Genomic DNA, 25,689 nt, shown 5'->3' with positions numbered 1-25,689 from the left:
TCCCCGATCCCCGATCCCCGATCCCCGATCCCCGATCCCCGATCCCCGATCCCCGATCCCCGATCCCCGATCCCCGATCCCCGATCCCCGATCCCCGATCCCCGATCCCCGATCCCCGATCCCCGATCTTCGTTCCTCACTCTTCCAGTAAACTTCTCAACATCCAAGCTGTCTTTTCATGTACTTGCATCCGTTGAGTTAACAAGTCGGCTGTGGGTTCGTCGTTTACTTCTTCTAGTATCGGAAAAATAGAGCGTGCAGTCCTGACGACGGCTTCTTGTCCTTCTACTAGTAGGCGAATCATGTCTGTAGCTTTGGGAACTCCAGAGGTTTCTGATATGGAACTAAGTTTGACAAATTCGCTGTAGGTTCCTGGTGCAGGATAACCCAATGCTCTAATTCTCTCAGCAATTAAATCAACTGCCAAGGCCAGTTCTGTATATTGCTGCTCAAACATCAGATGCAATGTTTGGAACATTGGCCCAGTGACGTTCCAATGAAAATTATGAGTTTTCAGATAGAGGGTGTAGGTATCAGCTAGTAAACGAGACAACCCCTCAGCAATTTTTGCTCTGTTGGTTTCGTCAATACCGATGTTTACTGGTAGAGATTGCATAGTTTTCTCCTAGTTTAGTTACTGCTCATTAGTTATTGGTCATTTGTTAATACCAATGACTAATGACTTAGACGCGCCTTCTTCGGCTTCTCGAAGAGTAGGACAAATGACAAATGTCTATTACGCTAAATGCTTCATTAGCACACTTTTGGGTGCTTTGCGGACTCTGGCTAAAATTGTTTCTTTACCTAAACGTTGGCAAGCTTCATAACGATGGCAGCCAGAAAAGCCATAAAATTGCCCATCCACTTCTATAACGTCTATTGGTTCTTGCTGTCCAATTTCACTAATTGATTCCATTAAGGCTTGCACTTTGTTGGGATCGTTCTGGCGTGGTAAGGGTCGCCTGATCTGATTTAAGGGTATTTCTTGAACTTTTACCATATCTTTAAAATGTTTCCTAGTCCTCTATATAAATCATAGTCATTATGAGTTTGGGTTGCAACTATTTTGTTAAAAGAGTTTAAAATATAGCCAAGATCAATAGCCAAATAACCTCATAAAGCGACTAAACTACAAAGGAATTTCGTCGTCTAATTTATTAAAGATGATACTGGCTGCGGATCTACTTATATGAAAATATCGCTCTGGCGTTGTTCGTATAGTGTACTGACAACATTTTGTTTATTGGGCTTGACGGCTGCATCGCGTCCTCAAGGATTGGCGAATGATGTAGAACTGCGAGTTGGGATTGTGCAACGCTTTGGAGATAATCCGAAAGAACAGTTGCTAGTTGAACCCACAGAGGGCGATCGCTTGCAGTTAAAATTCCAAAAAGGTAATAACCAGCCGCAAACTCTGGTTACAAACAAAGCAATCAAATTGGAAGTGACGATGCAACCGTTAGTGGAACCACCGCTTGAGGAACGGGTGGTGCTGGGAACCTACCGGACTTATGAAACAGCCGAAGATAGTGCGAAAAATTGGCAATCCAAGGGTATTGAAGTAGAAATCGCTCAACCAGAACGTTGGCAAATATGGGCAAAACGGGATGTTTACAGCACTCCTTTGCTACGTCGCTTACTATTAGAAAGCTTGCAAGCTACCGACAAAGATAAAGTGCTTCTTGATACTAAAACTCCACAAAAACTATCACGAGTGAGCTGGGTAATAGATGGTAAGCGTTACAGTGATGACTATCTGGAGATAAGTAGTAATAAAAATTTAGTTAAGGTAAACGAAACTAATAAACCACAAAATGCCCGACTCTACGCCGGACGTTTACAGTTACAGTCAAATGCTTATGGTACTTATACTTTAGTAAACTTAGTGCCTTTAGAAACATACTTGCGTGGAGTAGTACCTTATGAAATAGGTACTCAAGCCCCAAAAGCCTCAATGGAAGCACAAGCGATTATTGCTCGTACCTATGCTCTGCGAAATATACATAGATTTGAGGCAGATGGGTATCAATTATGCGCTGATACACACTGTCAAGTTTATTATGGATTGAAGGGAGCCACTGCCGCTACAGATCAAGCGATCGCTACTACACGAGGTATGGTACTGACATATAATGACGAGTTGGTAGACGCCCTTTATTCTTCTACCACTGGCGGTGTCACAGCTGCTTTCAGCGACGTTTGGAATGGAGATGACCGTCCTTATCTGCAACCCATAATTGATTCTCCGAGCAATATTTGGAACTTGCGGGGGCAAAATCTCGCAGATGAAAACAACTTCCAGCGATTTATCAACCTGAAAAAGGGGTTTAATGAAAGCGAGTGGGATCTGTTCCGCTGGCGTAGAGAAACCAAACTAGAAGATATCACCAAAGGTTTACAGAAATTTCTGAAGGTAAAAAATAGCCCTTATGCTAAGTTTAAAACCATCAAAGGGATGAAAGTAGTAGAACGCAGCAGAAGCGGACGTATTCTCAAACTAGCTGTTGACACAGAAATTGGCACATTTTACCTATACAAAGATGAAGTTCGTAGTGCCTTTTTTGCTCCGGTAAGTACATTATTTTACCTGCAACCTCTCAATAAAGGTCAATCGGGGCTTTGGGGATACGCCTTTGTTGGTGGTGGGCTGGGACACGGAGTTGGTTTGAGTCAAACAGGCGCACAAAATCTAGCTCAATTAGGTTGGTCGAATGCAAAAATATTAGAGTTTTACTATCCTGGCACTCAAATTCATATTCTCGACAATAGTATTAAATTGACGAACAGAAATTTTTAGCTGAAATAGCATTCAAGTAGAGGTAGTAGAGGTAGTGAGCTACCCACACTGACTTGGAGTATCAAATGAGCGTGCAGGACTTACGGCGAATTAGTTAAACTAGTAGAAGAGGGCAGCTATTCTGTAGGTAAAAAGCTTGTGCAGCAAGCTTTTGTCTATTTGTTTAGATGCGCTCAATAATCAAGCGAATAAGGCAGGAAGGCAACTTTATGCATTTCCTGCCGTTTTGCCAAGGTACAACTTGACTTTTTGCCAAATTTTAGGTGTTTTGGGCAGACACAGAAGAAGAAGAATTTTCTTTGTCTGTCCTGCTTTTTCTTCCCCTATTATTAGGGCATCCATGACTCTTGCAAGAGATGTAGATGTGAGGCGCCTAAGTTTTAGTAGAGTTCTTCTTCTTTGTGGGTTTCGATGGTGCAGTCTCCGGTTGGATAAGCAACACAGGTCAGGATGTATCCAGATTCCATTTGGTCATCATCCAAGAATGATTGATCAGACTGGTCTGGAGCAGAACCAGACACAAGCTTACCAGCACAGGTGGAACAAGCACCAGCACGACAAGAGTAGGGCAAGTCCAGACCAGCATCTTCAGCAGCGTCTAGAATATAAGTATCGTCATCACAGTCAATAGTTGTATTCAGCCCTTCGGCTTCGCTAATGAGTGTAACTTTGAAAGTTGCCATACAGTAATCCTCTCTTTTGCAAGCGGCAGTATAAGTTATCTTGAAGCAAGAAGTTCGGCTAGTCCTATAGGATTAGTCGGTTGTGATATTTTGCTTCACTTCTGATACTACGAGAAAAAGAAAAGGATGTAACCGGAATTTCAAGGCGATTAGTAATGAAATTTAGTTACTTGCCAACAATAAGTTTTGCTTATAGAATAAACCAGCTAATAGTTAAACTATTAGGTATATTTATAATTCTGAAAAGAAGCTTGAATGTATAGATAAATCGTCCAAATTTGCTGATTAAGTTCTCATAATAGTTTAAGAATGGATGAAACTAAAGTGCGTATTGGTTTAGTTGGTACTGGGTATGCGGCAAAGCTACGTGCAGAAGCATTGATGGATGATGAGCGAACGCACCTTGTTGCTGTTGCTGGAAACACACCCGCAAAAACAGTAACCTTTGCTGAGGAATTTCAGTGTCAAGTCATGAGTTCTTGGACAGAACTCGTCACCAGAGATGATCTAGACTTAGTAATAATTTGTACAGTGAATCGAGATCATAGTGCGATCGCAGCATTAGCACTCTCTAGCGGTAAACACGTAATTCTTGAGTATCCCTTAGCCTTGAGTGTGCCAGAGGCTGAGAAACTCATTGCCCTAGCAAAAACTCAAAATAAACTCCTACACGTAGAACATATAGAACTTTTGGGTGGTGTGCATCAAGCCCTGAAGCAAAATTTACCTAAAGTTGGGCAGCCTTTTTTTGTCCGCTACAACACTATTAAACCTGAACATCCCGCACCCAATAAATGGACTTACAGCCATGAACTTTTCGGTTTTCCCTTAATCGGAGCGTTGTCAAGATTACATCGCTTGACTGATCTATTTGGTCAAGTTCTAACAGTCAATTGTCACAATCGTTTTTGGGCAAGGGAAACAGAATATTATCAAAGCTGTTTCTGTGTGGCTCAGTTGAGTTTTAGCAGTGGACTGCTAGCACAAGTGATCTATGCTAAAGGCGAAACTATGTGGCAACCAGAACGTAGATTTGAGGTTCATGGTGAAAAAGGAGGATTAATTTTTGATGGTAATACTGGAGTGTTAGTCAAGGCAGAAGAAACCACACCCATAGAGGTTGGTAGTCGCCGAGGATTATTTGCTAAAGATACAAGTATGGTGTTAAACCATCTTTTTGATGGCACTCTATTGTATGTCACTCCAGAGGAAAGCTTGTATACTCTTAAGGTTGCGGATGCAGCGAGGCGTTCTGCCGAAACCGGGTTAACCGCAGTTGTGAATGAATAAAGATAATTAAACTCTTATGAAAAATCAAACTATTGTAATTTTATCCCAAAGAGAACTAGAGAAAATGCGTAAGGCTGGTCACTTGGCAGCCGAACTTTTACATCATTTAGAACCGATGGTGAAGCCAGGAGTCAGCACCCTGGAAATTAACGATGAAGCAGAACGGTGGACACAGGCTCACGGAGCGAAAAGCGCGCCTCTTGGTTACAAAGGCTACCCAAAGTCAATTTGTACCAGTATTAATGAGGTGGTTTGTCACGGTATTCCTAATCCCAAGCAAATTTTGAAGGATGGTGACATAATTAATATTGATGTGACACTGATTGTGGATGGTTATCACGGCGACACATCTAAAACATTCTTTGTTGGTACACCCTCGCCCATAGCCAAAAAATTAGTCGAGGTGACACAAGAATGTCGTGACAGAGGTATTGCTGAGGTGAAACCAGGCGCACGCATTGGAGATATTGGTGGTGCGATTCAGGAATATGCTGAGTCACAGGGTTTTTCTGTAGTGCGAGACTTTGTTGGACACGGAATCAGCAATATTTTTCATACCGCACCAGATATTCCCCATTACGGCACACGAGGCAAAGGCAGAGTACTCAGACCTGGTATGGTATTTACCATTGAACCCATGATTAATGAAGGTACTTGGGAAGTTGAGGTTTTAAGCGATGGTTGGACTGCTTTGACACGCGATCGCAAACTTTCGGCGCAGTTTGAGCATACAATTGCTGTCACAGAAGATGGTGTGGAAATTCTGACATTGCAGTCAGAGAAAGTAAACATTTTCTAGTGATTTACTAGACACAGATTTAACACATTGTCATGAGTACGCCTAGAATTTTATTCTAGGCTAATAGCCAAAGTCCGTTTCCAACCTCCTCTTACCAGAAGGCTTATTAGCTTTGCCTAAACTCAAAGATAAAATCAGCAATTTGTATTTTGTCCTGCATTTTCAACGGATATAAACCTCGAATTAAACTATCGTTTACTAAAGTTCCAAAACTCGAATTTAAATCTTCTATATAGTAAATGCCATCTTTGTTGATAATCCTGGCGTGAAACCTGGATACTCGATTATTTTCTAAATAAATTTCGTTGTCATTACTGCGACCAAAACTTGTTGTATCTTTATTTAATTGAATTACACTTCCTACAGATATTGAGCTTGTGGATTCCGAACTTGCAAGTACAAATAAGTGTGAACCAAAAACTTGGATTTGTGTGGAGGAAAATGGAGAGGTTGGAACTGGGGGTTCTGGAAGAGGATAGTTATCACTAGAAAAGTCTATGGAAGCAGGGAATTCTGTATCTTGTAGTTCAAAGACAATATCGTTTTTAACTTGTCCCACTGTCATTTCTAGTATTGGTATTAAATCTACAGATGGGTATTTGTCAATAATTTTAGTTAGTTCTGAGGCTAACTCACTCATATTTTGAAAGCGTTGCTCAGGATTTTTTTCCAAGCATTTCAGAATAATTGCTTCAGCTTCTGGAGTTAAATTAGTCCAGCGTGATGGCGGAATAGGATGATTATACAAGTGTCTTTGTCTAATTTGCTCAACCGAATCTCCTTCAAAAGGTCGCCGACCTGTGATCATTTCATAAAGAGTTACACCAATAGCATAAATATCAGTTCGTGCATCTGCTAGTTGATTTTCCCATTGTTCTGGTGACATGTAATGTGGAGTCCCAATAGGCATAATCATACCTGTAATTTCCATGTCAGGTTGATTTGATTTGCTAATACCAAAGTCTGTAATAAACACTTTACCTGTAGTGCTAAACAAAATATTTCCTGGCTTAACATCATTACGAAAAAAGCCTTGATTATGTATAAAAAATAGCGCTTCTACTACAGGTTTTATAATATTCAACGACAAAATAAATTCTAGTTTACCTTGCTTATCTATAACCGTACTGAGATTAGGCCCATCAATATAATCCATAACGATATAATGCTGTCCTTTTACCTCACCTATATCGTAAAAATTAACGATATTTGGGTGTTTTAAAGTACGCATTACTTCTGCTTCACGTTTGAATCGTTTGACTGCTTGGGAATTTGATGCCAAACTATTGTTTAAGAGTTTGATTGCTACACATCGCTCATTCAGTTCATCCCAGGCACGGTAGACGCTCGCCATACCACCAAGACCAACTTTTTCTATTATTTTGTAATTCTCTATTTGCACTGAAACATTTTCTTCTTGACGCAATATATAGGCTTCTTCTTCAAAAATATCTGATATACCTGTCATTTCAGTGATGCGTCGAGGAGGTATTTTGTAGAGCTTATCAATTTGCACATTAACATCGACAATTTGAGCTTGACTCAGTTCTGTTTTGACATCTTCCAGATATTCATTTTTTAATAGAAAATTAATAACATCTCCTATAATATGTAGTGCAATTTCTTCCGCTAAGGCAATTTTGGCACTGAGTTGTTTTGATGCTTTAATTGCATCATTTAAAGAAAACTCACGATTGCCTTGACGTAAAATCCAATCTACTAAGTAATAAATTCCTAACAACTGTTTATCTTTTTGTGAGCCTAGAGATTCTTCCGTAATATTTCCTAATAATTTTCTTAAGTTTTCTACTAAAACATCTTGTAAGCCAGCATAGAAGCGGATACGACGAACATCTTGATGTGTAAATACTAATATTGGTCGTTTTTGATTCCATTGCACGTACTCATTAAACCCTCGAATAATTCGTCGAGGTAGACCACGACCTCGATAAGCAAGATACTTTTTGAAATCTTCAAACATGATTTTGGCTTCAGAGGGATCTAAGACATAAGCACCACAGTTATTACAAAACATTTGTTTTGCAACAGTTGGAGTACCACATTTACTACAACTATCTTTAACGAGAGTAGGATGATCTGGTACAGCACCCCAGTCAATTAGTGCATCGCAGATATGATTAACATCAGCCCACATACAAGGCAAGTATTTATCGTAGGAAAAAACACTTTCGTAAATACTGTCGCCCTTCCCTAAATCTTCAAGCCAACGTTCTTGTAAATCCTTCCCAGCTACAAATATGAATGAAATACCAGAGGTTGTAAAAAGATTTTTGAGATTACTAAGAATAACATCTATAAAAAGTTTTTGAGTTCCAGCATCTTCAACTACGTACTCTTCAAGCTTATCCATTTCATCAAAAACAAAGATGATTTTTAATCGGATACGCTTGTTTGACTTGCTAAGTAATGATGGTTGATTTTGCTGCCATAATTTTGATTGTTTGATATAGCCTGCGGTCAATCGGCGAGAAATTTCAATAACGTCATACTCTGCGGCTTTATCGTCATATCCTAAAAATGCAGCTTGATAGTTTTGAGTGTGGCTACGTTTATAACTAATTGCAGGCTTAAAACTAGCCTTGAGTTTACCACTTGTAAGACTAAATTCGTTGATGCCAAAATTGCTTTCTGAAGAATCTGCCATAGTTCGAGTCATATTGACTGAAGTGCGGTGATATGCAAGCGCTATTTGTTCTTGTAAATCAAGACTGAGGTACGAGAATATTCCTTTTTCTAATAACTTGTGATACAGTCTGCGGATGATATGGTGCATTAATTCCGCAGGTTGTAGCGGACGTGCCATATTAAGCTGTACAGCAAGAATTTCCACTTTACCCAAATATGTCTCAGCCCAAGGTAAAGATTCTTCTAAATGCTTAATAACTTGATTGACAAAGGAAGTTTTACCAACACCACGATAACCTGTAACAAGAAAAGAACCACCATTAGAAAATAAAATCCGTTCAGCTAAGGTATCTAATTCTGCTTGTCGCCCAATAAATGCCAGAGAACTTCCTGAGTGTACAGGCTCATGAGCAAAACGGAATATAGGCTTGAGAGGAATACCAAACTTGTACTTACTTAAATCTCTGATAAATGGCGCTACAGACACATTTTTTTGACGTTTTCTTAAGCAGCATCTAGTTTTTATCGCTGCAATTATTCTTGCTATCTCTTGATAGAGAGAATGGAGTAAAAGCCTTTTTTTTAAACCTGTTTTTTTCTGCTGTCTATTAGGAGGGAATTGAGTGTTAGAAGTAACAGGCGGTGCTGATGATGGTATTATAGTGTGTGGTTTTGCGACAGAACTACCTGGAATAGTAGTTTGCGTTTTTACCGTTACAGAATTAGTTTGTAAGTGATAGCCACACTGGCCGCAAAAAGAAGCATCTAGCTGTATGATCGCCCCACAACTAGGACAGTTAGTAGTCGCTGGTAACGGTGTATAGCAAGCTTCACACTGGACAGAACCATCAGGGTTAGAGTGATTGCAATTAGGACAAATAATCATAACTTATATGTGAGTTCATGAATTATAATATTTCAACTTAATTCCATATTAAAAGCTTTAAATTGCAAATTATTTGATGGCGATCGCGCACTGATCAATTAAAGTCAATAGCGAAATCACTAAGCTCAGAATCTGCCATACTCAAAAAATGCCATTTTTCTCACTCTTCTTTGCTACACTGCTTGCAGTATTTCTGCTACCAAATTTCATGGTTGCTGCTCAAACTTCTGTGATTACTCCCAATGAAAACCTAGTTGTCGAGGGAATTCCACCAATTCCAGCAACACTAGCACAAACGGTTGAGCGCTACACTAATTTTCGTGCTGCTAGTCTCTCTAGTTGGCACCCAGTACGTCGCGAAATGCTGATTTCAACCCGTTTCGCAGACACGCCACAAGTGCATTTGGTCAAATTCCCTCTTGGTAGTCGTCAGCAAATGACTTTCTTTCCAGAACGGGTCGGTGGAGGGACTTTTCAACCAACCCAGGGCGATTATTTTGTTTTCAGTAAAGATATTGATGGTAACGAATTTAACCAGAATTATCGTTATGATTTAGCGACGGGTGATATTACCTTACTAACCGATGGCAAGTCCAAAAATAGCCGGGGTGTATGGTCTAATAGTGGCGATCGCATGATTTACACCTCGACTCGTCGCACAGGTAAAGATAACGATTTTTACATTATTGACCCGAAAAATACTCAGAGCAATAAGTTACTAGCACAAGTTGAAGGTGGTGGTTGGCAACCATTGGATTGGTCGCCTGATGATCGTAAAATCCTGGCAATAGAATATGTATCTGTTAATGAAAGTTATCTGTGGCTGGTAGATACTAACTCTGGCGAGAAAAAATTAATTACATCCAAGGGAGGGAAAGAGAAAGTTTCCTACGGAGGTGGTTTATTTAGCAAAGATGGTAAGGGTTTATATGTAACGACTGATCGGGATTCAGAATTTTTTCGGTTGGCATATGTTGATTTAGCTACACTGCAACACACTTATTTAACTAATCAGATTCCTTGGGATGTGGAAGATTTTGACCTGACAAAAGATGGAAAATACCTAGCTTTTGTTACTAATGAAGATGGAGCAAGCAAACTATACTTATGGGAAACAGCAACTAAGCAAGAAAAGCCTTTACCTAAATTACCTGTGGGGCAGGTATACGGTATTACTTGGCATCCTAACAACGAAGATTTGGGCTTGACTCTAATTTCAGCTCGTTTCACCGCAGATGTGTATTCTGTGAATATCCGCACTCAAAAAGTTGAACGTTGGACTGAAAGCGAAACTGGCGGGTTGAATACAGCAAATTTCTCTGATGCAGAGTTGGTGCGGTGGAAAAGCTTTGATAATAAAACTATATCTGGTTTTCTTTATCGCCCTCCTGCTAAATTTCCAGGCAAGCGTCCGGTAATCATTGATATTCATGGAGGGCCAGAAGGACAATCTCGCCCGTCTTTTTTGGGACGCTATAACTATTATTTGAATGAGTTGGGTGTTGCTTTGCTGTTTCCTAACGTCCGGGGTTCTACTGGTTACGGTAAAACTTTTTTGACATTAGATAATGGTTATCAACGGGAAGATTCGGTTCAAGATATCGGCGCACTTCTCGATTGGATCGCAACTCAACCGAACTTGGATAAAGACCGAATTTTGGTAACAGGTGGTAGCTATGGCGGTTACATGTCCTTAGCAGTCGCAACAAAATATAGCGATCGCATTCGTGCAGCAATTGATATAGTCGGCATTTCCAACTTTGTCACTTTCCTAGAAAATACTGAAAGCTATCGGCGTGATTTACGACGAGTTGAATACGGTGATGAACGTGATCCGAAGATGCGAGAATTCTTGCTCAAAATTTCGCCCGTCAATAACGCCAGTAACATCAAAAAACCGCTATTTGTCATTCATGGTCAAAATGATCCCCGTGTTCCTTTAGGCGAAGCAGAACAAATTGTGGCGACAGTCAGAAAAAATAATGTGCCAGTTTGGTATTTAATGGCAAAAGATGAAGGACACGGATTTAGTAAGAAGAAAAATATTGATTTCCAGTTTTATGCAACGGTGATGTTTGTAAAAGAATATTTGCTGAAATAATAAACCTCACTCGACTTAAGTCTAGGGAGCATCGCAAATGTTCAAAAAAACGCTTATAGCAAAAGTCTGCTTAAAGCAGACTAGACCTCTTGCATGAATATTTGAAACACCTCCATTTAAGGTGTCATATCAATTTCCTTTAAAAGTGAAACATATTTTTTTGTAGAGACGTGCCATGGCACGTCTCTACATTATTTATGTGTATCGCGATTAACGTGAAATGGTATTACTTCTTAGTGTCTTAGTGTCTTGGTGTTTCAATGAAATTTATTTAACACCAAGACACCAAGACACAAAGCAAAATTAACCTAGAACGGGGTTTTGAGAATTTATCCAAGAGGTCTACTGTTTGATTTTATGAAGTCGTCTTCAGACGACTTGTGCTACTAGCAAAGGGTTTAAACCCTTTGCTTTCGCTATGAGAGTGCGATTTCAATTGCAGGCGGTTTGAGCAGTTGTGTCTATGCTTTGATCAGCAGTAGCTTCACCTAAATTAATTTTCACAACACAATTGCGGACTTCTTCAACTTTGGGAAGAGTCAGAGTCAGGATACCATCGCGGAAATCTGCTTGTACTTTGTCATTCTGCACAGCAACAGGCAAATTAACAACTCGCTGGAACTTACCATAGCGAAACTCTGAATGCAGGTAGTTCGCATTTTCAAACTGATGCTGACGCTGACGTTCCCCGGCGATCGCTACAGCGTCACGAGTTACCTGTATATCCAGATTTTTAGCTGTTACACCAGGTAATTGTGCATGGAAAACCAAGTTATCACTCGTATCAATTAACTCTACAGCAGGAACCCAAGCTAAGGTTGAGGGTGAACGCTTTATTTCTTTAGTTTTCTTGATAGCAATTGCTTACACTTCTACAACGATTCAAGGTCAACAAATTAAACGTAAAGGAATACAAAAATATGTTGGTCGGATCAAAGAAAGGAATCGGTTAGAGCGCAGACATAGTAGCTTTTATGTCGGCTTATATGGCCAAACTTGGGTCAATTTTAAGGATATTTGTATGGAATTAGTAACGGAATTAATGAAATTAAATCCTAATAAGCGGAAGTACTATCAACAAGGTCTAAGAGCTATGAAGCTTATAGAGTCTATCTTTTAGCTGATTTCGTCGCCCCCTCAGCAAAATTAATCAGTACGAATATACAAAATTTATTAAAACAGCGATTAAATCAACTCAACCAATCATGAATTTCTCGCAACAAAATTTTTATGAAACGGTTACTGGTGTCGCTGGTAATGTGGAAGGCAATTTTCTCTATACACCCCAACCACAAGGTATTTAATATTTGGCGGAGATTATAAATATGATGTCAGATAATTCTAAAAATTTTTCTCAAAACTTTTATGGCTCTGCAACCAATGTTGCTGGTAATGTGGAAGGCGATTTTAATGTTAACCAAGCTAAAAATAGTTTATCTGAAGCAGCAGCAGAAATCCAACAGCTACTTAATCAACTCTCCCAAACTTACCCAACTAATACTACTGCGGAAAAATGGCAGTAGCAACAACAGCGATTCAACATATCGATAATAATTCCAAGCTGCGTCAACGAGTAATCAGCGCCTTAAAAACTGGAGGAATTCAAGCATTAGGACAAATGCTCAATCATCCCGCAGCAACTTTTGTCATTGCAGCATTAGAAGATTGGCAAAAAAGCAAAGATATTTAGTAATGATAGGTGGCGAGATCCCCGACTTCTCTCAGAAGTCGGGGATCTGAATTGACGCTTGATATTGCAAATTTATCAGTTAGCTTTAAAATATAACTCTATTAAAAAAGAGAGCGGCTATGAATCAGACAGCAACTGAGCGTGTGCGCTGGACTACTACAGACATAGCTCTTCTACCCGAAAACGAGGGTACACGCTATGAGATTATAGACGGAGAGTTATTCATGACCAGAGCGCCCCACTGGAAACATCAACGTACTTGCGGTCGTATCTTCCGAGAACTTGATTTTTGGTCAGATTCTAGTGGTTTGGGACAAGCAAGTATCACTCCTGGTGTGCTGTTTTCGGAAACTGATAATGTCATCCCTGATGTGGTTTGGGCGAGTCATGAACGTTTAGCGGTTTTGCTTGACGAAGCGGGACATTTAACAGGCGCACCGGAGTTAGTGGTAGAGGTGTTATCTCCTGGTGTGGAAAATGAGCGTCGGGATAGAGAAGCGAAACTCAAGCTTTATGCTTCACGGGGAGTGAAGGAATATTGGATTGCAGATTGGCGATTGCAACAAGTTGAAGTTTATCGCCGGGAAAATGGAATTTTAAAGTTGATGGTAACGTTGTTAGATAATGATGAATTGAGTTCTCCTTTGTTACCTGGTTTTAGTTGTGTTGTAAGTCGGTTTTTTGTGTAAATGATTGTCCGACATGCAGATGAAAGTAGAAATCTTATTTTTTAAGCACTAAAGTGCTTACTACGAACATTAATTAAATTTTGATATTCCTAAATTATTCGTGAACAACAAGATCCCCGAATCCTCTAAGCCCTCAGAAATCGGGTATCTGTCCATTTTTGTTTTTTATTTTAAGCATTCATATTTTGTGGAAATACTTTATTTAAATCTAATGTCAAATCAGGAAAGCAAGGTAAAGTAATTACCTGATTTGCTAAGACAATTCTTTTATTTAAATAACCATATTTACCTTGATTATCCTGATATGGTTCGCTGTAATATTCTAGGTAATTATCACCCAAATTAATTATCCAATAATCAGCAATACCGGCTTTAGCATAGAGAGGTATCTTCACATCTCGGTCATAATTTAAAGAAGAATCTGCAACTTCTATAACTAACAACACATCAGCAGGTTCGGGATGACCGAAAAGATAATCATCTGAGCGATTTTTAAGAATAGCAAAATCTGGTTCTGGTTCGCTGTTGGGCGGTAGAATAATTGGTGCTTGAGATTGTAAAGTTGCTCTGTCTCCTACTAATCTTGGCAGTTCCTTTAACAATTTTCGCAAACAAGTTTCGTGGGCTTTGCCCTTTGCTACCATTTGAATAATTTCTCCATTGATTAATTCAATGTGATCATCTTCACTAAAAAAGCCCAGTTCCGCGAGTTTGTGATATTCAGCTAGGGTAAAAAGTTTAGCTTGAGTAATACTCATATATCTTTACTTCCCAAGGGAAAAGCGATCGCCTGCATAACAGTACTATTTCATTCTTGCCATAATCCGCCCAGGAATAAATGATGTTATTGGAAAATGATTGAGGGAATCAAACCCCTCAACCAGTTAAAAACGGCTCGTAGTAAGCACTTCAGTGCTTAAAAACGATTACATTGTTAATGCATCAGCTTACATTGTTAATGTATCGGCTTACATTGTTAATGCATCGGCTTACATTGTTAATGCATCGGCTTACATTGTTAATGTATCGGCTTACATTGTTAATGCATCGGCTTACATTGTTAATGTATCGGCTTGCAAAAGATTAAATCAGGAATTAGCTTCATCAAACTTCCTTCTACTTTCTTTTGCAGCAGCGATCGCTTCTTCAAGAGTGCATTGATACACCTCCAAGAATTTCGGTATCTCTTCAATAGACAATCTAGGAGAATGTCTACCACTGTCCCAATTGCGAACAGTAGACTCAGCAATTCCTAGTTGTGATGCTACGTCTACTGTCCTTAAACCAACTTTTTCTCTTAACTGCTTCATATCCATAGCAACATACTACTATATTTTACATGTTATTTAACTACGCTTATTGACAAGCGCAATTAACTGGTAGATAATGAAATAAGAGAAGCGGTTCCACCCAACCAAAGTAGAAACCGCTTCTCGACCCTTTATTAAAGGTCTAACTAATTATGCCACAACCTATTCTCTGTCAAACACCTACAAGAGGCTGTTTAAACTTAGCTTACGCTCGTCAAATTCAGTTTCGCCAGATTCATATTCATCAATCTTGGCAATTAGCATGTCACATAATTTGGAGCAACGGCGACAGTAATAATTTTTTGGGCAAAGATGCTCAAGCCATAGCTCAAAAACTTGAAAAAATGAAACAAAAACAAGAGGTTTAAAATTTCCAGTTCAGATCCCCGACTTTTTACAAAAATCGGGGATCTAAATATCTTACTGTTATTTTTATTGTTGTAATGGGAACATTAAATGTGTAGTTTCATACGTATGCATTTATGCCTACCCCAGACACAACACGTCGTTTGTCTCCTCAAATAATTAGTCAAGATATTGATTCATTGCACGGTTTGCAAACCATCAGCACCTACAATACAAGCCGTGCTGATGCTTCTGTTGACAACTTACAGCAAGCTTATCAGGCAATGGTGATGCAACAACAAGTCGAAACCGAAAAACTAGCTTTATACCGCGCTGCTGCTGATGCTGCGCGATTAGCAGAATGGGAATTTCACAACGCTGTATTAGCGATGAAAGAAGTTGTGCGTGGTCAATATGGTTCAGATAGTGATCAAGCCCAAGCCGTTGGACTGAAGAAAAAATCAGACCGCAAGCGTCCCAATCGCAAAAAGCCAATGGCGGTTGCAAGTTAAGTGAATTCTTGCACCAGGGCATTATGCTGGGTTTGTAGTAAGCACTTTAGTGCTTAAATATTTGAGGACTAAAGTCCTCACTACGAACCTTCACACACCAGTATATTTATTTACATTTGAATCTTTCCAAGGCTATGATTGGCTATTCAAAAGGCGTATTGATAACAAATCATGCCGAAATCAAAGGTCAAATTCCGGAAAAATAAAAAAACAAATCAGAAAAATCAAAAAACCAAAAAGCAGAAAAAACAAGAAACTCCCACACTGACCCTCAAAGAACGTTTAGCCCAAAAGCGCAAAGCAGCACAGGCGCGTCAAGAACTGATTAATATACTGACTCCTGCTATTGGTGGCGGCTTATTTCTTGGCTTTATTCTTTTTTTAGTAGCTGGAATTAAAGCAGCAGTTCCGGCAGTATTGGGAATTATAGTCATGTCACTCGCCTACAAATATCCCCGCCAAGCTTTGTTTGCTTTTATTTTTTATGTACCATTTGGAGGTACTATCACCTATTACATCGGCAATAGTCCCATACTGCAATTAGCTAAAGACTCTTTCTATATTCCTGCATTGATTGCACTTTGGCAGAATTGTCGTAAACAGAGATTACCCCTAATTATTCCGGAGGGAATTAAAACTCCACTATATATTTTATTAGGGTCGTGTATAGTCACATTGTTATTTGTAAATGCTGGACAGCAGTTTAACCCACCTCCTGTTGCACTTTTTAAAACACCACCAAAAGAATTTCCAATTGGTATGGGAATTTTGGGCTTAAAAGTATTTTTAGGTTATGTACCTCTGATTGCTTGTGTTTATTATTTAATTCGTAATAAACGGGATTTTCTATTTATTTCTCGCTTACAAGTTGTTTTAATCCTTGTTGCTTGTGTGCTGGGGTTTATTCAATATTTATTATTATTAACTGGAATATGTGAAGGTACAAGAAATGCGGAGGGTGCTGCTTTATTTAAAGCTTCGCTAGAAGCAAGATGTTTTTTTGGTGGTTCATTAGTCTATAGTCCTAGTCAAGGAATGATTCGCTTACCAGGAACTTTTGTTGCACCTTGGCAATGGGCATGGTTTTTAATTTCTAGCACGTTTTTTACCTTTGCAACTGGCTTTAGCGATCCTGCTATTATTTGGCGAATTATCAGTTTAGCTTCAATGGCATCTGTATTTATTAATGCAGTTATTTCGGGACAAAGAATTGCTTTAGCTCTAGTACCAGTTTGTTTTGTAATGTTACTTGTGCTGACAGGTCAAATTGGAAATTTAAAAAGATTTATCCCTATATTTGCTGGACTAGCTCTGCTTTTGGGAATTGCAATCGTTAGTAATCCCACTGTTGTACAAGAGAGAACAGATAGTTTTATCGCACGTTGGAATGCTTCTCCTCCCTATGAATTTATAGTTCAACAATTTGAGGAAAATTGGAAAAGTGTAGATGGGCCATTTGGAAGTGGTTTAGGTCGTGCAACTAATTCTGCACGTGCGATGGGCCCAACAAAGCTAGTCGAAACCTATTATCCAAAAGTCCTTTATGAAGTAGGAATTTTTGGACTATTAGGATTTATTGGTTTGGTTACTTCCTTAACAATTATTTGTTTTCGACAGTATCGTTTGGTAAAAAACCGTAATTTCCGCAGTTACGGTGCTGCTATGTGGGTGTTTATATTGTTTATTAGTTACAACACCTATTACTATCCTCTAGATGTTGATCCTGTAGCTGTTTATTATTGGTTTGCGGCTGGAATTCTTTTAAAGTTACCAGTCATAGACAAAATGGAAAGACTGCAACAATTAGAAGACAAAGGAAACAAGGAGGAACAACTAACAAATGACAAATAACTCTTGTACAGACGCGATTAATCGCGTCTCTACTAATGACAAAATACCTTTGATTTCTGTGATTATTCCTACCTATGGTCGAGAAGAAGCGCTGCGAGATAGTTTGATTGATGTCTTGAACCAAGATTATGCAAATTTTGAAGTTTTAGTAGTAGATCAAACTCCAAAACATGAACTAGAAACCGAAGCTTTTTTATCGGAACAAGCTACAGCAGGTAAAATACAATGGTTCAGTTTAAACTGGGCTAGTTTACCAGGGGCGCGTAATTATGCGGTGCGACGCGCTCAAGGAGATATAGTTTTATTTATTGATGATGATGTGAAATTAAACCCTGGATTTTTATCAGCTCATGCAAAAAATTATTTAGAAAAACCAGAGATAGGCGCTGTTGCTGGGCGAGTTTTTGACAGGATGAAAATAGCTGATACTGTTCAAGGAAAAACGCAGGGAGATGCACCTTATAAGACGATTGAATATCTACCACCCCAGGCAATGGACCCTGGTATTGCTTGGTATTATATAGATTTAGTACATACAATCAAACCCCAAGAAGTGCTGACAGCGAGGGGTTGTAATATGTCGTTTCGCCGTGAGATTTTTACTCAGCATGGACTGCATTTTGATGAGAGATTTATTGGTAGTGCAGTCCGAGAAGAATCTGATTTTTGTTTGCGGTTACGACAAACCGGTTATAAGATTTGGTATGACCCAGAAGCTAGTTTAGTGCATTTGGGAGAAGAAACGGGTGGTTGTCATGATATTAGTATGCGATCGCTCAAATATCAACTTACTTTTTATCACAATCATTTTCTATTGGGGCTAAAAAACCTGACTGTTAGTCAAGCTTTACGCCTTTACATCCGTTTGTTTGACTGTCATGTTTTAGGACGTCCCCCTTGTCACAAAAGTGGTTCCCCAATCAAAATTTTCACCCGTGCTATTTTCTACGCTTTAGGTTTTGCTAAAGCTTTAGGAACTATCATCCAATCTCTGTGGAATGATGGTCAAATTTACACTCATTTAGATAAGAGTTTGTAGTAAGCACTTTAGTGCTTAAAAAGGACTCAAGTCCTTACTACGAACTTCATATATTAATTATTATTTTTTATTTATGAAAATTCTAGTCGCAAGTCATAGCTATATTGTAGATATTAACTGTGAGAAACTATTGGCTCTATCCCAGCTAGAATCAAAGATTGAAGTAACAGTTGTAATCCCTAAAAAATGGCAACCGGGAGGAGTTCAAAACAAAATTATTGAAGCCAAATATCGCCAAGAAGGTAGATTTCAGATTGTACCTATTTATAACTTTAGTCAAAATCATCAAGGATTATTGACTTTTGGCACTGATTTAATATCTTTAATGCGACAGTTTCGTCCCCAAATAATTCAAGTAGAACAAGGTTCGAGAAGTCTAGCTTATGCTCAAATGATTACCTTGAATAAACTTTTGGGATTACAAGCAAAAAATTTATTTTTTACCTGGTGGAACTTACCATACAAATTAAACTTTCCAGTTTCTTTGTTAGAGAAATATAATCTCCAAAATAGCCACGGTATTATATCTGGCAATCAAGATGGTGCTGAAATCTTACGCCAACGTGGATACAAAAGACCAATTAAAGTCATACCTCAACTAGGTGTGGATGAACGTGTATTTACACCTAAATCACAACCAGATTTAGCCAAGCAATTAGGTATTCAAAGAGATGAATTTATTATTGGATTTGTCGGGCGATTTGTAAAAGAAAAAGGGTTGTTGACTCTGATAGAAGCTTTAACTCTTTTGCCAAAAGATAAAGCTTGGAAATTATTGCTGCTAGGACGTGGTGATTTGCGAACAGAGTTAATGCAAAAAGCCACAGAAAACCAGATTCAAGACCGAATAATGATAGTAGAAAGTGTTCCCCATGATGAAGTTTATAAATATATCAACTTAATGAATACTCTGGTACTACCATCGGAAACAACATACAAATTTAAAACCTTAACTGCTATTGGTTGGAAAGAACAATTTGGTCATGTTCTGATTGAAGCAATGGCTTGTCAAGTACCCGTGATTGGTTCTGATTCGGGTGAGATTCCTCACGTAATTGGTGATGCTGGTTTAGTATTTCCTGAAGGAAATGCCCAAATCCTTGCTGATTGCATTCTTAAATTCATAGAAAAACCAGATTTTGCCCAAAATTTAGGTGAAATGGGATATCAAAAAGCAATGTCACAATATACAAATAAAGCTTTAGCAAAACAGCAATTAGAGTTTTACCAAGAATTACTCAATAATCAAAAGCAATAACATAAAAGCATCCGTAAAATCTATCCGTGGTCATCTGTGTTTATCTGTGTGCATCGGTGGTCGAATTATCAAAAATAATAAATAATGCATATACTCCAAATAGTCCCTTCTATTTCCCTAATTTACGGTGGTCCAAGTCAAATGATACTAGGATTAGCCCCGGCTTTAGCAAAAGAAGGTGTGAAAGTTACTGTGATTACAACTGATAGTAATGGTGATAACGGTCAAAAACCTTTGGATGTTAATTTAAATATTCCCATTCAGAAAGATGGTTATGAAATCATCTATTTTCGTTGCACACCTTTTCGTCGCTACAAATTTTCTCTTGATTTATGCAGGTGGTTAAATCGCTACGCCCAAGAGTTTGATGTAGCTCACATTCATGCTTTATTCTCTCCTGTAAGTAGTGCTGCTGCGGCAATTTGTCGTCATCGAAAACTACCTTATATTTTGCGTCCTTTAGGTACTCTTGACCCAGCCGATTTACAAAAAAAAAGATATTTGAAACAAATTTATGCTGCAATATTAGAGCGTGATAATATCGCTGGTGCGGCTGCACTTCATTTTACTAGTGTTCAAGAAGCGAAAATTTCCGAAAGATTCGGAGTAAAAACACGAGATTTGGTGATGCAATTGGGTGTGATTCCTCCCCAGGAAAATAGGAAAAGCATACGTAATCAATTGGGTATTGATGATGATATCCCGTTAGTATTATTTATGTCGCGAATTGATCAAAAAAAGGGTTTGAATTTGTTGATTCCAGCTTTGGAAAAGCTTTTAGTTGCAGGGTTAAATTTTCACTTTGTTTTAGCTGGAACAAACCCCCAAGATCCTGATTATGAGAATAAAATCAAATCACAGATAGATCATTCTAATTTGCGATCGCACACTACAATTACTGGTTTTGTCACTGGGGAATTAAAATCTAGTCTGCTACAAGCTGCTGATTTATTTGTTTTACCTTCCTACTACGAAAACTTTGGTATCGCTGTCGCTGAAGCAATGGTAGCAGGAACACCTGTAGTCATTTCTGATCAAGTGCATATTTACCAACAGGTGCAGGAAAGTCAGTCGGGATGGGTGACTACGACAGATGTGCTAACACTGACTGAGTCATTGCGTACCGCTTTGCAAAATCCTGCGGAATGTCAACGACGAGGGTTAAACGCTCAAGAATATGCATTGCAAAACTATAGTTGGGATGCGATCGCTCGTCAAACAATCCAAGCATACAAGCAGATTGTAGTAGAGACGCGATGAATCGCGTCTTTACAATACTTAGATGCGATGAATCGCATCTGTACTCATTTTCATTCTACCCCACCCCGGCTTCGCCACCCCTCCCCGCGTGCGGGGAGGGGTTGGGGGTGGGGTTCAGAGGGAATTATTAACTAATCAAGCGAACCTGATATCAATGCTTGGTTTTCTATTTTCTCCCTTCCCTTATCCTCTTACACACCTACACCCTTAATCTTTCGCTTTCCAAGTACCGTGGAAACTAGGAGGAATGACACTTGGTAATTCCAGTTTACACACGGGTTCTTCACTTAAGCGATGAGCGTCAAATATCCAAACTTCACTGCAATCGCAATTCCCATCGTAGACAACCGTTAAAATCCAAGCTTGTTGTGGATTGTCTGCGTCTGTTGCATAGATGGGTTCGCTGGGATAGCGATTTTCACCACAGTTTGTTTCGCTGAGAGTTTCGATTTTGTGATCATAGCAGGCGATCGCATTTAATATTTCTTGGCTAATATCTGTCCCATGTCGGAAAGTCGAAAAGTATGTGTATCTGGAATTTTGTCCGACATTTTGGGGTGGTACACTAGGAAACTCACAATGACGGTCTAATATTTGTTGAGTATTAGTAACTTTGCCTGTTTGGGGATGAATGTAAATTCGCGATAGTGTACTCTGAGCTGGGGTGTGAGTTTCCCCGGAAGGAATTTCTTTGAGATATTCGTTGGTTTGAAAGTCTTGGTAGCGCGCAATATCTACAATTATCGTACCGCTATCATCTACATAACCATTAGCAAAATGCCACTGATACCAAGGTTCTGCTTCACTACGACTGATGATATTCAAGGTTTCGCGGTCAATGACTAAAATTTGGGTTCCTTTACTAGGTTGCCATTTCAAAGTATCACTAAAATTGCTCAACCCGGTTAAAGCAGGAAGCAAATTCAGCCGCACTGGCGGAATGCAAAATATCAGGTATTGTCCTGCTAAAACAAAATCATGCACCAAAGGAATACCATCAAGTTCATGAGCTGCTTTTTGGAAAATTTTGCCACTAGCATCACTTTTATAAATATGCAAAGTGGAATTTAATCCAGGAGTGGTTCCAAAGTTAAATATTTCCCCTGTCTGCGAATCACGTTTGTAGTGTGCGGAATAAGTTAAACCTTTAGTTAACTCACCTAAATCATCTTCGCCATAAGTTTCCAAATTGTGCAAATCGAGAGCGTAGGGTTTACCACCTTCCCACAATGCTAATAGTTTATCTGGAAGTGCTAACACGCTAGTATTGGCAACATTCTTGATTGGTTTGAACCATTTATTCCAAAATGCTCCTGGTGCTGTCATCCCGTAGTTACCGTAAAGTAGTTTACCAGCAGCAGCTTCTTCTTGGTAGCCAATAGTTTGAACATAGTGGTAAACACCCGTAGCACTTGCATCAGTAAAATGTATGCCCAGAATTGCACCATCTCCATCAAACCAGTGTCCCATAGGTATACCGCCCCGCTCCATCCGCGCAGGGCCGTTGCGGTAAAGTGTGCCGCGTAAACCAGATGAAATTGTGCCAGAAATTACAGGTAAGGGGGTGAGAGGAAATTCTTGGGCTGGTTGTGCTACTGCACCAGCCCAAGCTTTTGTTCTTAACTTGTCTTTAATTAAAGCCATAGAAAATTGACCAAAGAAAGGGTGTAGGGGTGTAAGGATGTCCCACACTCCTACACCTCATACTATTACGTCCCTATTAAACATATGCTCAAGCTATTTAATAACAAAATAATTGTCTTAGCTGCCACTGTCTTAGTAGCTATATTAGTGGCCTGCACTTCCCCGAACCCAGTTAACACCAACTCCCGCCCAGGGAATGTAATCTTTATTCATCCAGATGGTACGAGTGTATCTCACTGGGGGGCGGCGCGGATGCTTTATCTTGGCCCTGATGGTAGACTCAATTGGGATCAGATGTCGCATTTGGCTGTGTACTTGGGACACATGAAAAACCAACTCACCGCTACGTCTAACGCTGGTGCGGTGACTCACGCCACAGGAGTGAAAGTAAATGCTGATTCTTTCGGTTTGAATGAAGCTTTTCAACCTGTAGTTGCTTTTTCTGGTCAATCTCAGACAATTATGCAAGAAGCGATCGCCACAGGTAAAGGAACTGCAATTATTAACTCCGGGATGATTCACGAACCGGGGACGGGTGCATTTGTCGCTAAGGCTGCAAATCGCCGCGAATTTGCCGAAATCACTAAGCAAATTGTTCTATCTGGAGTCGATGTAATTATGGGTGGTGGCGAGATGTGGTATCTACCCAAAGGGACAGCTGGAAGACACACCACCGCCGAACAAAGTCAACGCCAAGACGGAATCAATTTGATCACAGAAGCCAAACAAAAGGGTTACACGGTGGTTTATACCCGTGATGAACTCTTGCAATTACCAGCAAATACTAAGAAAGTCCTGGGCATTTTTGCCGCCGATGATACTTATAACGATGCACCAGAAGAAGAATTGAAAAAGCAAAATTTGCCTTTATATGTCCCCACAGCGCCGACAGTCGCGGAAATGTTGGATGCAACTTTAAAAATAGTGTCCCAGAACTCGAAGGGTTTCTTTGTGGTTTTAGAAGAAGAGGGTAGTGATAATTTCTGCAATTTTAATCATGCAGCTGGTTGTATTCAAGCAATCAAACGCGCCGATGATGCTGTCGGTGTGGCGATGAAATTTATTGAAAAAAACCCGAATACTTTGTTGGTAACAGCCGCAGATAGTGATGCAGGTGGGTTAGAAGTAGTAGGAGTGACAGAAAAAGATTTCCCTCTCAATCAGCCTTTACCAGAAAAAGGCGAAAACGGTTCACCCTGGGATGGAAAAGAAGGAACTGCAACTTTACCTTTTGTCTCTGCACCAGACAAACAAGGTAAACGCTTTCCCTTTGCGATCACTTGGGCTGGTTTAGGTGATTTCACTGGCTCAATTGTGGCAAAAGCACATGGTTTTAATTCTGAGTTGCTACCAAATACGGTTGATAATACAGATATTTATAAGTTGATGTACCGGACGTTGTTTGGTAAGGAAGTATCAAAAAGTTAAATGATTCTTTCCTAAAGAGTAGAAATCACTCAGAAGAAGCTATTTTTTTGATGAAAGTGACAACTCGTTCTACTTCTTGGAACCCTACTTTTGTATGAAACTCATAACTTGCTGTGTTTTCCAGTAAAGCATCTGAAGCAAGTTCCACACATCCATTTTCAATAGCCCACTTTTGAGCGTACTCGATTAAAAATTTACCCACACCTTGTTTTCGATACTCATCTTTCACATAAATCCCTTCCACATACGCAACAGGACTCTGAGTAGCACCCGGAACATAGTCAAAGCGAAGAGAAAGATTCATAAATGCGATCGCACTTCCATCTTCAGCTCTGACTATAAATCCAGCCTCACGAGGAGATTGGAGAATATTTGTCAGACTTATCTGTCTTTCTTCACGTGATTCATCTGGCCATAATTTTAAAGTCAGGTCTAGCCACTCATTAAACTCATCCTGGGTAACTTTGACAATTTTCACCAGAACCTCACATGCATACAAATACAGCAGATTTCAACAAGCGTGATATCAGGTTCGCTTGATTACTTATAATTTAATACGGTTCAGTTAAGAAGAAATGTAGGTTGGGTTTCGCTTGCACTCAACCCAACAAAGCCTTGATAATGTTGGGTTACTCTGCGAGAAGCCGCGCAGGGCGCGTCTACGTTCCTCAAACGCCAGGTGCTACAACTCTTGGGACCCCCGCAACGCACTGGCTCCCCAACCTACGCTAGTTTTAGTTTTTAGCTAAGGATTTATAAGGAAAGCAGGCTGAAAACCCTTGAGGAACAGGCGCACAGCGCCGTATTCCGTACTTTAGGCAAGGGTTTCATCTGGCTTGAAAATAAGCCCAGCCTTAATAAACCCTGCGATTGGCACTGTTGGCGCATTGAATAACTCAGAAGGCTGGGCTTATTTTTTGCGCCGTATCCAAGGGATGAAAGCCGAATGGCGGCGTTTACGCCTCAGTGACGCAATATTTTCTAATCATCTCCTCTAAATATTCACTGGCGCTTACATCGTTTTTTACAGCTAGCTCTTGCACAGAATGCCAAGCTGTATCAGTTAGCCATACACCTCTTCTCTTTTTAGCTTCATCATATAAAACAGGAGTATTTTTTACTCTTTTTTTACCTTTACCTGTTGACATACCTAGTACCATCATCTATACTAAATAGAGTATAGGCATAACAAGGGGGTGAGTCAAGTTGCTAGTTCTAGAGTACAAAGTCAAAGCTAAAAAACTTCAATATTTAGCAATTGAGGAAGCTATCAAAACTACTCAATTCATTAGAAATAAATGTTTGAGATACTGGATGGACGGGGAGCATCCCAATTTTGTAAAAATACAGAAAGAAACATTATTCGCGATAAATAATCGCGAATAACAAGGGGAATCAATCTTGTGGATCTTCCTCCTCTTGTTCAGCTCCAGAACTAATATCTAGTAGACAATCATCAAG

Annotated in this window: 24 protein-coding genes and 3 pseudogenes; 16 read left to right on the top strand and 11 right to left on the bottom strand. The window is 39.5% G+C overall.

Going from position 1 to position 25,689, the window contains the following annotated elements:
* Positions 1 to 136: 136 nt before the first annotated feature.
* Positions 137 to 616, bottom strand: a complete 480-nt coding sequence (locus tag ACE1AT_RS09130; RefSeq protein WP_374867468.1) for a Dps family protein — start codon at positions 614 to 616, stop codon at positions 137 to 139.
* Positions 617 to 736: 120 nt separating this feature from the next.
* Positions 737 to 1,000: a sulfiredoxin gene (locus tag ACE1AT_RS09125; RefSeq protein ID WP_374867466.1), complete on the bottom strand. Its 264-nt coding sequence runs from the start codon at positions 998 to 1,000 to the stop codon at positions 737 to 739.
* Between the two features lie 189 nt (positions 1,001 to 1,189).
* Between ACE1AT_RS09125 and ACE1AT_RS09120 the strand changes: the two genes are divergently transcribed.
* Positions 1,190 to 2,797 (top strand): SpoIID/LytB domain-containing protein, encoded by a 1,608-nt coding sequence (locus ACE1AT_RS09120; RefSeq protein WP_374867464.1) that lies wholly within the window; start codon positions 1,190 to 1,192, stop codon positions 2,795 to 2,797.
* Between the two features lie 380 nt (positions 2,798 to 3,177).
* On the opposite strand, the gene ACE1AT_RS09115 is transcribed toward ACE1AT_RS09120, so the two are convergent.
* Complete coding sequence (locus ACE1AT_RS09115; RefSeq protein ID WP_374867462.1) at positions 3,178 to 3,480, bottom strand: ferredoxin; 303 nt, start codon at positions 3,478 to 3,480, stop codon at positions 3,178 to 3,180.
* 309 nt (positions 3,481 to 3,789) lie between these two features.
* Here ACE1AT_RS09115 and ACE1AT_RS09110 point away from each other — a divergent pair, with 309 nt between their 5' ends.
* Together ACE1AT_RS09110 and map are read left to right on the top strand one after the other, a co-directional pair.
* Complete coding sequence (locus ACE1AT_RS09110) at positions 3,790 to 4,770, top strand: Gfo/Idh/MocA family protein (RefSeq protein WP_374867460.1); 981 nt, start codon at positions 3,790 to 3,792, stop codon at positions 4,768 to 4,770.
* 16 nt (positions 4,771 to 4,786) lie between these two features.
* A complete protein-coding gene (gene map, locus ACE1AT_RS09105) occupies positions 4,787 to 5,569 on the top strand; it encodes a type I methionyl aminopeptidase (protein WP_374867458.1) in 783 nt (260 codons plus the stop codon).
* A gap of 106 nt (positions 5,570 to 5,675) precedes the next feature.
* Here map and ACE1AT_RS09100 read toward each other — a convergent pair whose 3' ends face one another.
* Together ACE1AT_RS09100 and ACE1AT_RS09095 are read right to left on the bottom strand one after the other, a co-directional pair.
* On the bottom strand, positions 5,676 to 8,702 hold the full coding sequence (locus tag ACE1AT_RS09100; RefSeq protein ID WP_374867472.1) for a protein kinase: 3,027 nt from the start codon (positions 8,700 to 8,702) through the stop codon (positions 5,676 to 5,678).
* 201 nt (positions 8,703 to 8,903) lie between these two features.
* Positions 8,904 to 9,101 (bottom strand): annotated as a pseudogene (locus ACE1AT_RS09095) (zinc ribbon domain-containing protein); the annotation flags it as partial.
* Positions 9,102 to 9,249: 148 nt separating this feature from the next.
* On the opposite strand from ACE1AT_RS09095, the gene ACE1AT_RS09090 reads away from it, so the two are divergent.
* Entirely contained in the window at positions 9,250 to 11,202 is a 1,953-nt protein-coding gene (locus ACE1AT_RS09090; RefSeq protein WP_374867456.1) for a S9 family peptidase, read from the top strand.
* A 432-nt stretch (positions 11,203 to 11,634) separates the two neighbouring features.
* On the opposite strand, the gene ACE1AT_RS09085 is transcribed toward ACE1AT_RS09090, so the two are convergent.
* Positions 11,635 to 12,063: an Hsp20/alpha crystallin family protein gene (locus ACE1AT_RS09085; protein WP_374867470.1), complete on the bottom strand. Its 429-nt coding sequence runs from the start codon at positions 12,061 to 12,063 to the stop codon at positions 11,635 to 11,637.
* Between ACE1AT_RS09085 and ACE1AT_RS09080 the strand changes: the two are divergent.
* From ACE1AT_RS09080 to ACE1AT_RS09065, 4 genes and pseudogenes are all read left to right on the top strand, one after another.
* Positions 12,017 to 12,322, top strand: a pseudogene (locus ACE1AT_RS09080) (IS4 family transposase); the annotation flags it as partial. The gene ACE1AT_RS09085 and the pseudogene ACE1AT_RS09080 sit on opposite strands and share 47 nt — an antisense overlap.
* 205 nt (positions 12,323 to 12,527) lie before the next feature.
* A complete protein-coding gene (locus ACE1AT_RS09075; RefSeq protein WP_374867454.1) occupies positions 12,528 to 12,725 on the top strand; it encodes a hypothetical protein in 198 nt (65 codons plus the stop codon).
* Positions 12,716 to 12,892, top strand: coding sequence for a hypothetical protein (locus tag ACE1AT_RS09070; RefSeq protein WP_374867452.1), 177 nt, complete (start codon positions 12,716 to 12,718; stop codon positions 12,890 to 12,892). The genes ACE1AT_RS09075 and ACE1AT_RS09070 overlap by 10 nt, the downstream gene beginning before the upstream one ends.
* A gap of 119 nt (positions 12,893 to 13,011) precedes the next feature.
* The gene (locus ACE1AT_RS09065; protein ID WP_374867450.1) at positions 13,012 to 13,581 is read left to right on the top strand and encodes a Uma2 family endonuclease; all 570 of its coding nucleotides are present in this window, start codon (positions 13,012 to 13,014) and stop codon (positions 13,579 to 13,581) included.
* 170 nt (positions 13,582 to 13,751) lie between these two features.
* Here the strand turns inward: ACE1AT_RS09065 and ACE1AT_RS09060 are convergent, their stop codons facing one another.
* The gene (locus ACE1AT_RS09060) at positions 13,752 to 14,339 is read right to left on the bottom strand and encodes a Uma2 family endonuclease (protein WP_374867448.1); all 588 of its coding nucleotides are present in this window, start codon (positions 14,337 to 14,339) and stop codon (positions 13,752 to 13,754) included.
* Between the two features lie 330 nt (positions 14,340 to 14,669).
* Positions 14,670 to 14,897 (bottom strand): helix-turn-helix domain-containing protein, encoded by a 228-nt coding sequence (locus ACE1AT_RS09055; RefSeq protein ID WP_374867446.1) that lies wholly within the window; start codon positions 14,895 to 14,897, stop codon positions 14,670 to 14,672.
* 146 nt (positions 14,898 to 15,043) lie between these two features.
* Between ACE1AT_RS09055 and ACE1AT_RS09050 the strand changes: the two genes are divergently transcribed.
* The 6 genes from ACE1AT_RS09050 (at position 15,044) to hpsP (ending at position 21,156) form a co-directional block, all read left to right on the top strand.
* The gene (locus ACE1AT_RS09050; protein ID WP_374867444.1) at positions 15,044 to 15,259 is read left to right on the top strand and encodes a hypothetical protein; all 216 of its coding nucleotides are present in this window, start codon (positions 15,044 to 15,046) and stop codon (positions 15,257 to 15,259) included.
* A gap of 114 nt (positions 15,260 to 15,373) precedes the next feature.
* Entirely contained in the window at positions 15,374 to 15,748 is a 375-nt protein-coding gene (locus tag ACE1AT_RS09045) for a hypothetical protein (protein ID WP_374867442.1), read from the top strand.
* Positions 15,749 to 15,919: 171 nt separating this feature from the next.
* Positions 15,920 to 17,599, top strand: a complete 1,680-nt coding sequence (gene hpsL, locus ACE1AT_RS09040) for a hormogonium polysaccharide biosynthesis protein HpsL (protein WP_374867440.1) — start codon at positions 15,920 to 15,922, stop codon at positions 17,597 to 17,599.
* Positions 17,589 to 18,638 (top strand): hormogonium polysaccharide biosynthesis glycosyltransferase HpsN, encoded by a 1,050-nt coding sequence (hpsN, locus tag ACE1AT_RS09035; RefSeq protein WP_374867438.1) that lies wholly within the window; start codon positions 17,589 to 17,591, stop codon positions 18,636 to 18,638. The genes hpsL and hpsN overlap by 11 nt, the downstream gene beginning before the upstream one ends.
* Positions 18,639 to 18,711: 73 nt before the next feature.
* Positions 18,712 to 19,896 (top strand): hormogonium polysaccharide biosynthesis glycosyltransferase HpsO, encoded by a 1,185-nt coding sequence (gene hpsO, locus ACE1AT_RS09030; protein WP_374867436.1) that lies wholly within the window; start codon positions 18,712 to 18,714, stop codon positions 19,894 to 19,896.
* A gap of 84 nt (positions 19,897 to 19,980) precedes the next feature.
* Positions 19,981 to 21,156: a hormogonium polysaccharide biosynthesis glycosyltransferase HpsP gene (gene hpsP, locus ACE1AT_RS09025; protein ID WP_374867434.1), complete on the top strand. Its 1,176-nt coding sequence runs from the start codon at positions 19,981 to 19,983 to the stop codon at positions 21,154 to 21,156.
* Between the two features lie 207 nt (positions 21,157 to 21,363).
* Here hpsP and ACE1AT_RS09020 read toward each other — a convergent pair whose 3' ends face one another.
* Positions 21,364 to 22,800, bottom strand: a complete 1,437-nt coding sequence (locus ACE1AT_RS09020; protein ID WP_374867432.1) for a carotenoid oxygenase family protein — start codon at positions 22,798 to 22,800, stop codon at positions 21,364 to 21,366.
* Positions 22,801 to 22,884: 84 nt separating this feature from the next.
* Here ACE1AT_RS09020 and ACE1AT_RS09015 point away from each other — a divergent pair, with 84 nt between their 5' ends.
* Complete coding sequence (locus tag ACE1AT_RS09015; protein ID WP_374867430.1) at positions 22,885 to 24,228, top strand: alkaline phosphatase; 1,344 nt, start codon at positions 22,885 to 22,887, stop codon at positions 24,226 to 24,228.
* A 25-nt stretch (positions 24,229 to 24,253) separates the two neighbouring features.
* Here ACE1AT_RS09015 and aac(6') read toward each other — a convergent pair whose 3' ends face one another.
* Entirely contained in the window at positions 24,254 to 24,706 is a 453-nt protein-coding gene (gene aac(6') / locus ACE1AT_RS09010) for an aminoglycoside 6'-N-acetyltransferase (protein WP_374867428.1), read from the bottom strand.
* Between the two features lie 478 nt (positions 24,707 to 25,184).
* The gene (locus ACE1AT_RS09005) at positions 25,185 to 25,376 is read right to left on the bottom strand and encodes a hypothetical protein (protein WP_374867426.1); all 192 of its coding nucleotides are present in this window, start codon (positions 25,374 to 25,376) and stop codon (positions 25,185 to 25,187) included.
* Between the two features lie 58 nt (positions 25,377 to 25,434).
* On the opposite strand from ACE1AT_RS09005, the pseudogene ACE1AT_RS09000 reads away from it, so the two are divergent.
* Positions 25,435 to 25,602: pseudogene (locus tag ACE1AT_RS09000) on the top strand (RNA-guided endonuclease TnpB family protein); the annotation flags it as partial.
* Between the last annotated feature and the right edge of the window lie 87 nt (positions 25,603 to 25,689).

This window comes from Pelatocladus sp. BLCC-F211 (assembly GCF_041928655.1).
Taxonomy (GTDB): domain Bacteria; phylum Cyanobacteriota; class Cyanobacteriia; order Cyanobacteriales; family Nostocaceae; genus Pelatocladus.
Note: the sequence above shows the minus strand (reverse complement) of the source record. Positions and strands in the feature narration are given on the sequence as shown.

Coding starts and splice junctions, on each gene's coding strand:
- ACE1AT_RS09115 (WP_374867462.1), bottom strand. CDS start 3,480: ATGGCAACTTTCAAAGTTACACTCATTAGCGAAGCCGAAGGGCTGAAT.
- ACE1AT_RS09050 (WP_374867444.1), top strand. CDS start 15,044: ATGCCACAACCTATTCTCTGTCAAACACCTACAAGAGGCTGTTTAAAC.
- ACE1AT_RS09090 (WP_374867456.1), top strand. CDS start 9,250: ATGCCATTTTTCTCACTCTTCTTTGCTACACTGCTTGCAGTATTTCTG.
- ACE1AT_RS09125 (WP_374867466.1), bottom strand. CDS start 1,000: ATGGTAAAAGTTCAAGAAATACCCTTAAATCAGATCAGGCGACCCTTA.
- ACE1AT_RS09005 (WP_374867426.1), bottom strand. CDS start 25,376: ATGTCAACAGGTAAAGGTAAAAAAAGAGTAAAAAATACTCCTGTTTTA.
- ACE1AT_RS09060 (WP_374867448.1), bottom strand. CDS start 14,339: ATGAGTATTACTCAAGCTAAACTTTTTACCCTAGCTGAATATCACAAA.
- ACE1AT_RS09075 (WP_374867454.1), top strand. CDS start 12,528: ATGATGTCAGATAATTCTAAAAATTTTTCTCAAAACTTTTATGGCTCT.
- ACE1AT_RS09020 (WP_374867432.1), bottom strand. CDS start 22,800: ATGGCTTTAATTAAAGACAAGTTAAGAACAAAAGCTTGGGCTGGTGCA.
- hpsL (WP_374867440.1), top strand. CDS start 15,920: ATGCCGAAATCAAAGGTCAAATTCCGGAAAAATAAAAAAACAAATCAG.
- ACE1AT_RS09120 (WP_374867464.1), top strand. CDS start 1,190: ATGAAAATATCGCTCTGGCGTTGTTCGTATAGTGTACTGACAACATTT.
- ACE1AT_RS09015 (WP_374867430.1), top strand. CDS start 22,885: ATGCTCAAGCTATTTAATAACAAAATAATTGTCTTAGCTGCCACTGTC.
- ACE1AT_RS09055 (WP_374867446.1), bottom strand. CDS start 14,897: ATGGATATGAAGCAGTTAAGAGAAAAAGTTGGTTTAAGGACAGTAGAC.
- ACE1AT_RS09045 (WP_374867442.1), top strand. CDS start 15,374: ATGCCTACCCCAGACACAACACGTCGTTTGTCTCCTCAAATAATTAGT.
- ACE1AT_RS09065 (WP_374867450.1), top strand. CDS start 13,012: ATGAATCAGACAGCAACTGAGCGTGTGCGCTGGACTACTACAGACATA.
- ACE1AT_RS09110 (WP_374867460.1), top strand. CDS start 3,790: ATGGATGAAACTAAAGTGCGTATTGGTTTAGTTGGTACTGGGTATGCG.
- ACE1AT_RS09070 (WP_374867452.1), top strand. CDS start 12,716: ATGGCAGTAGCAACAACAGCGATTCAACATATCGATAATAATTCCAAG.
- ACE1AT_RS09130 (WP_374867468.1), bottom strand. CDS start 616: ATGCAATCTCTACCAGTAAACATCGGTATTGACGAAACCAACAGAGCA.
- hpsP (WP_374867434.1), top strand. CDS start 19,981: ATGCATATACTCCAAATAGTCCCTTCTATTTCCCTAATTTACGGTGGT.
- map (WP_374867458.1), top strand. CDS start 4,787: ATGAAAAATCAAACTATTGTAATTTTATCCCAAAGAGAACTAGAGAAA.
- hpsN (WP_374867438.1), top strand. CDS start 17,589: ATGACAAATAACTCTTGTACAGACGCGATTAATCGCGTCTCTACTAAT.
- hpsO (WP_374867436.1), top strand. CDS start 18,712: ATGAAAATTCTAGTCGCAAGTCATAGCTATATTGTAGATATTAACTGT.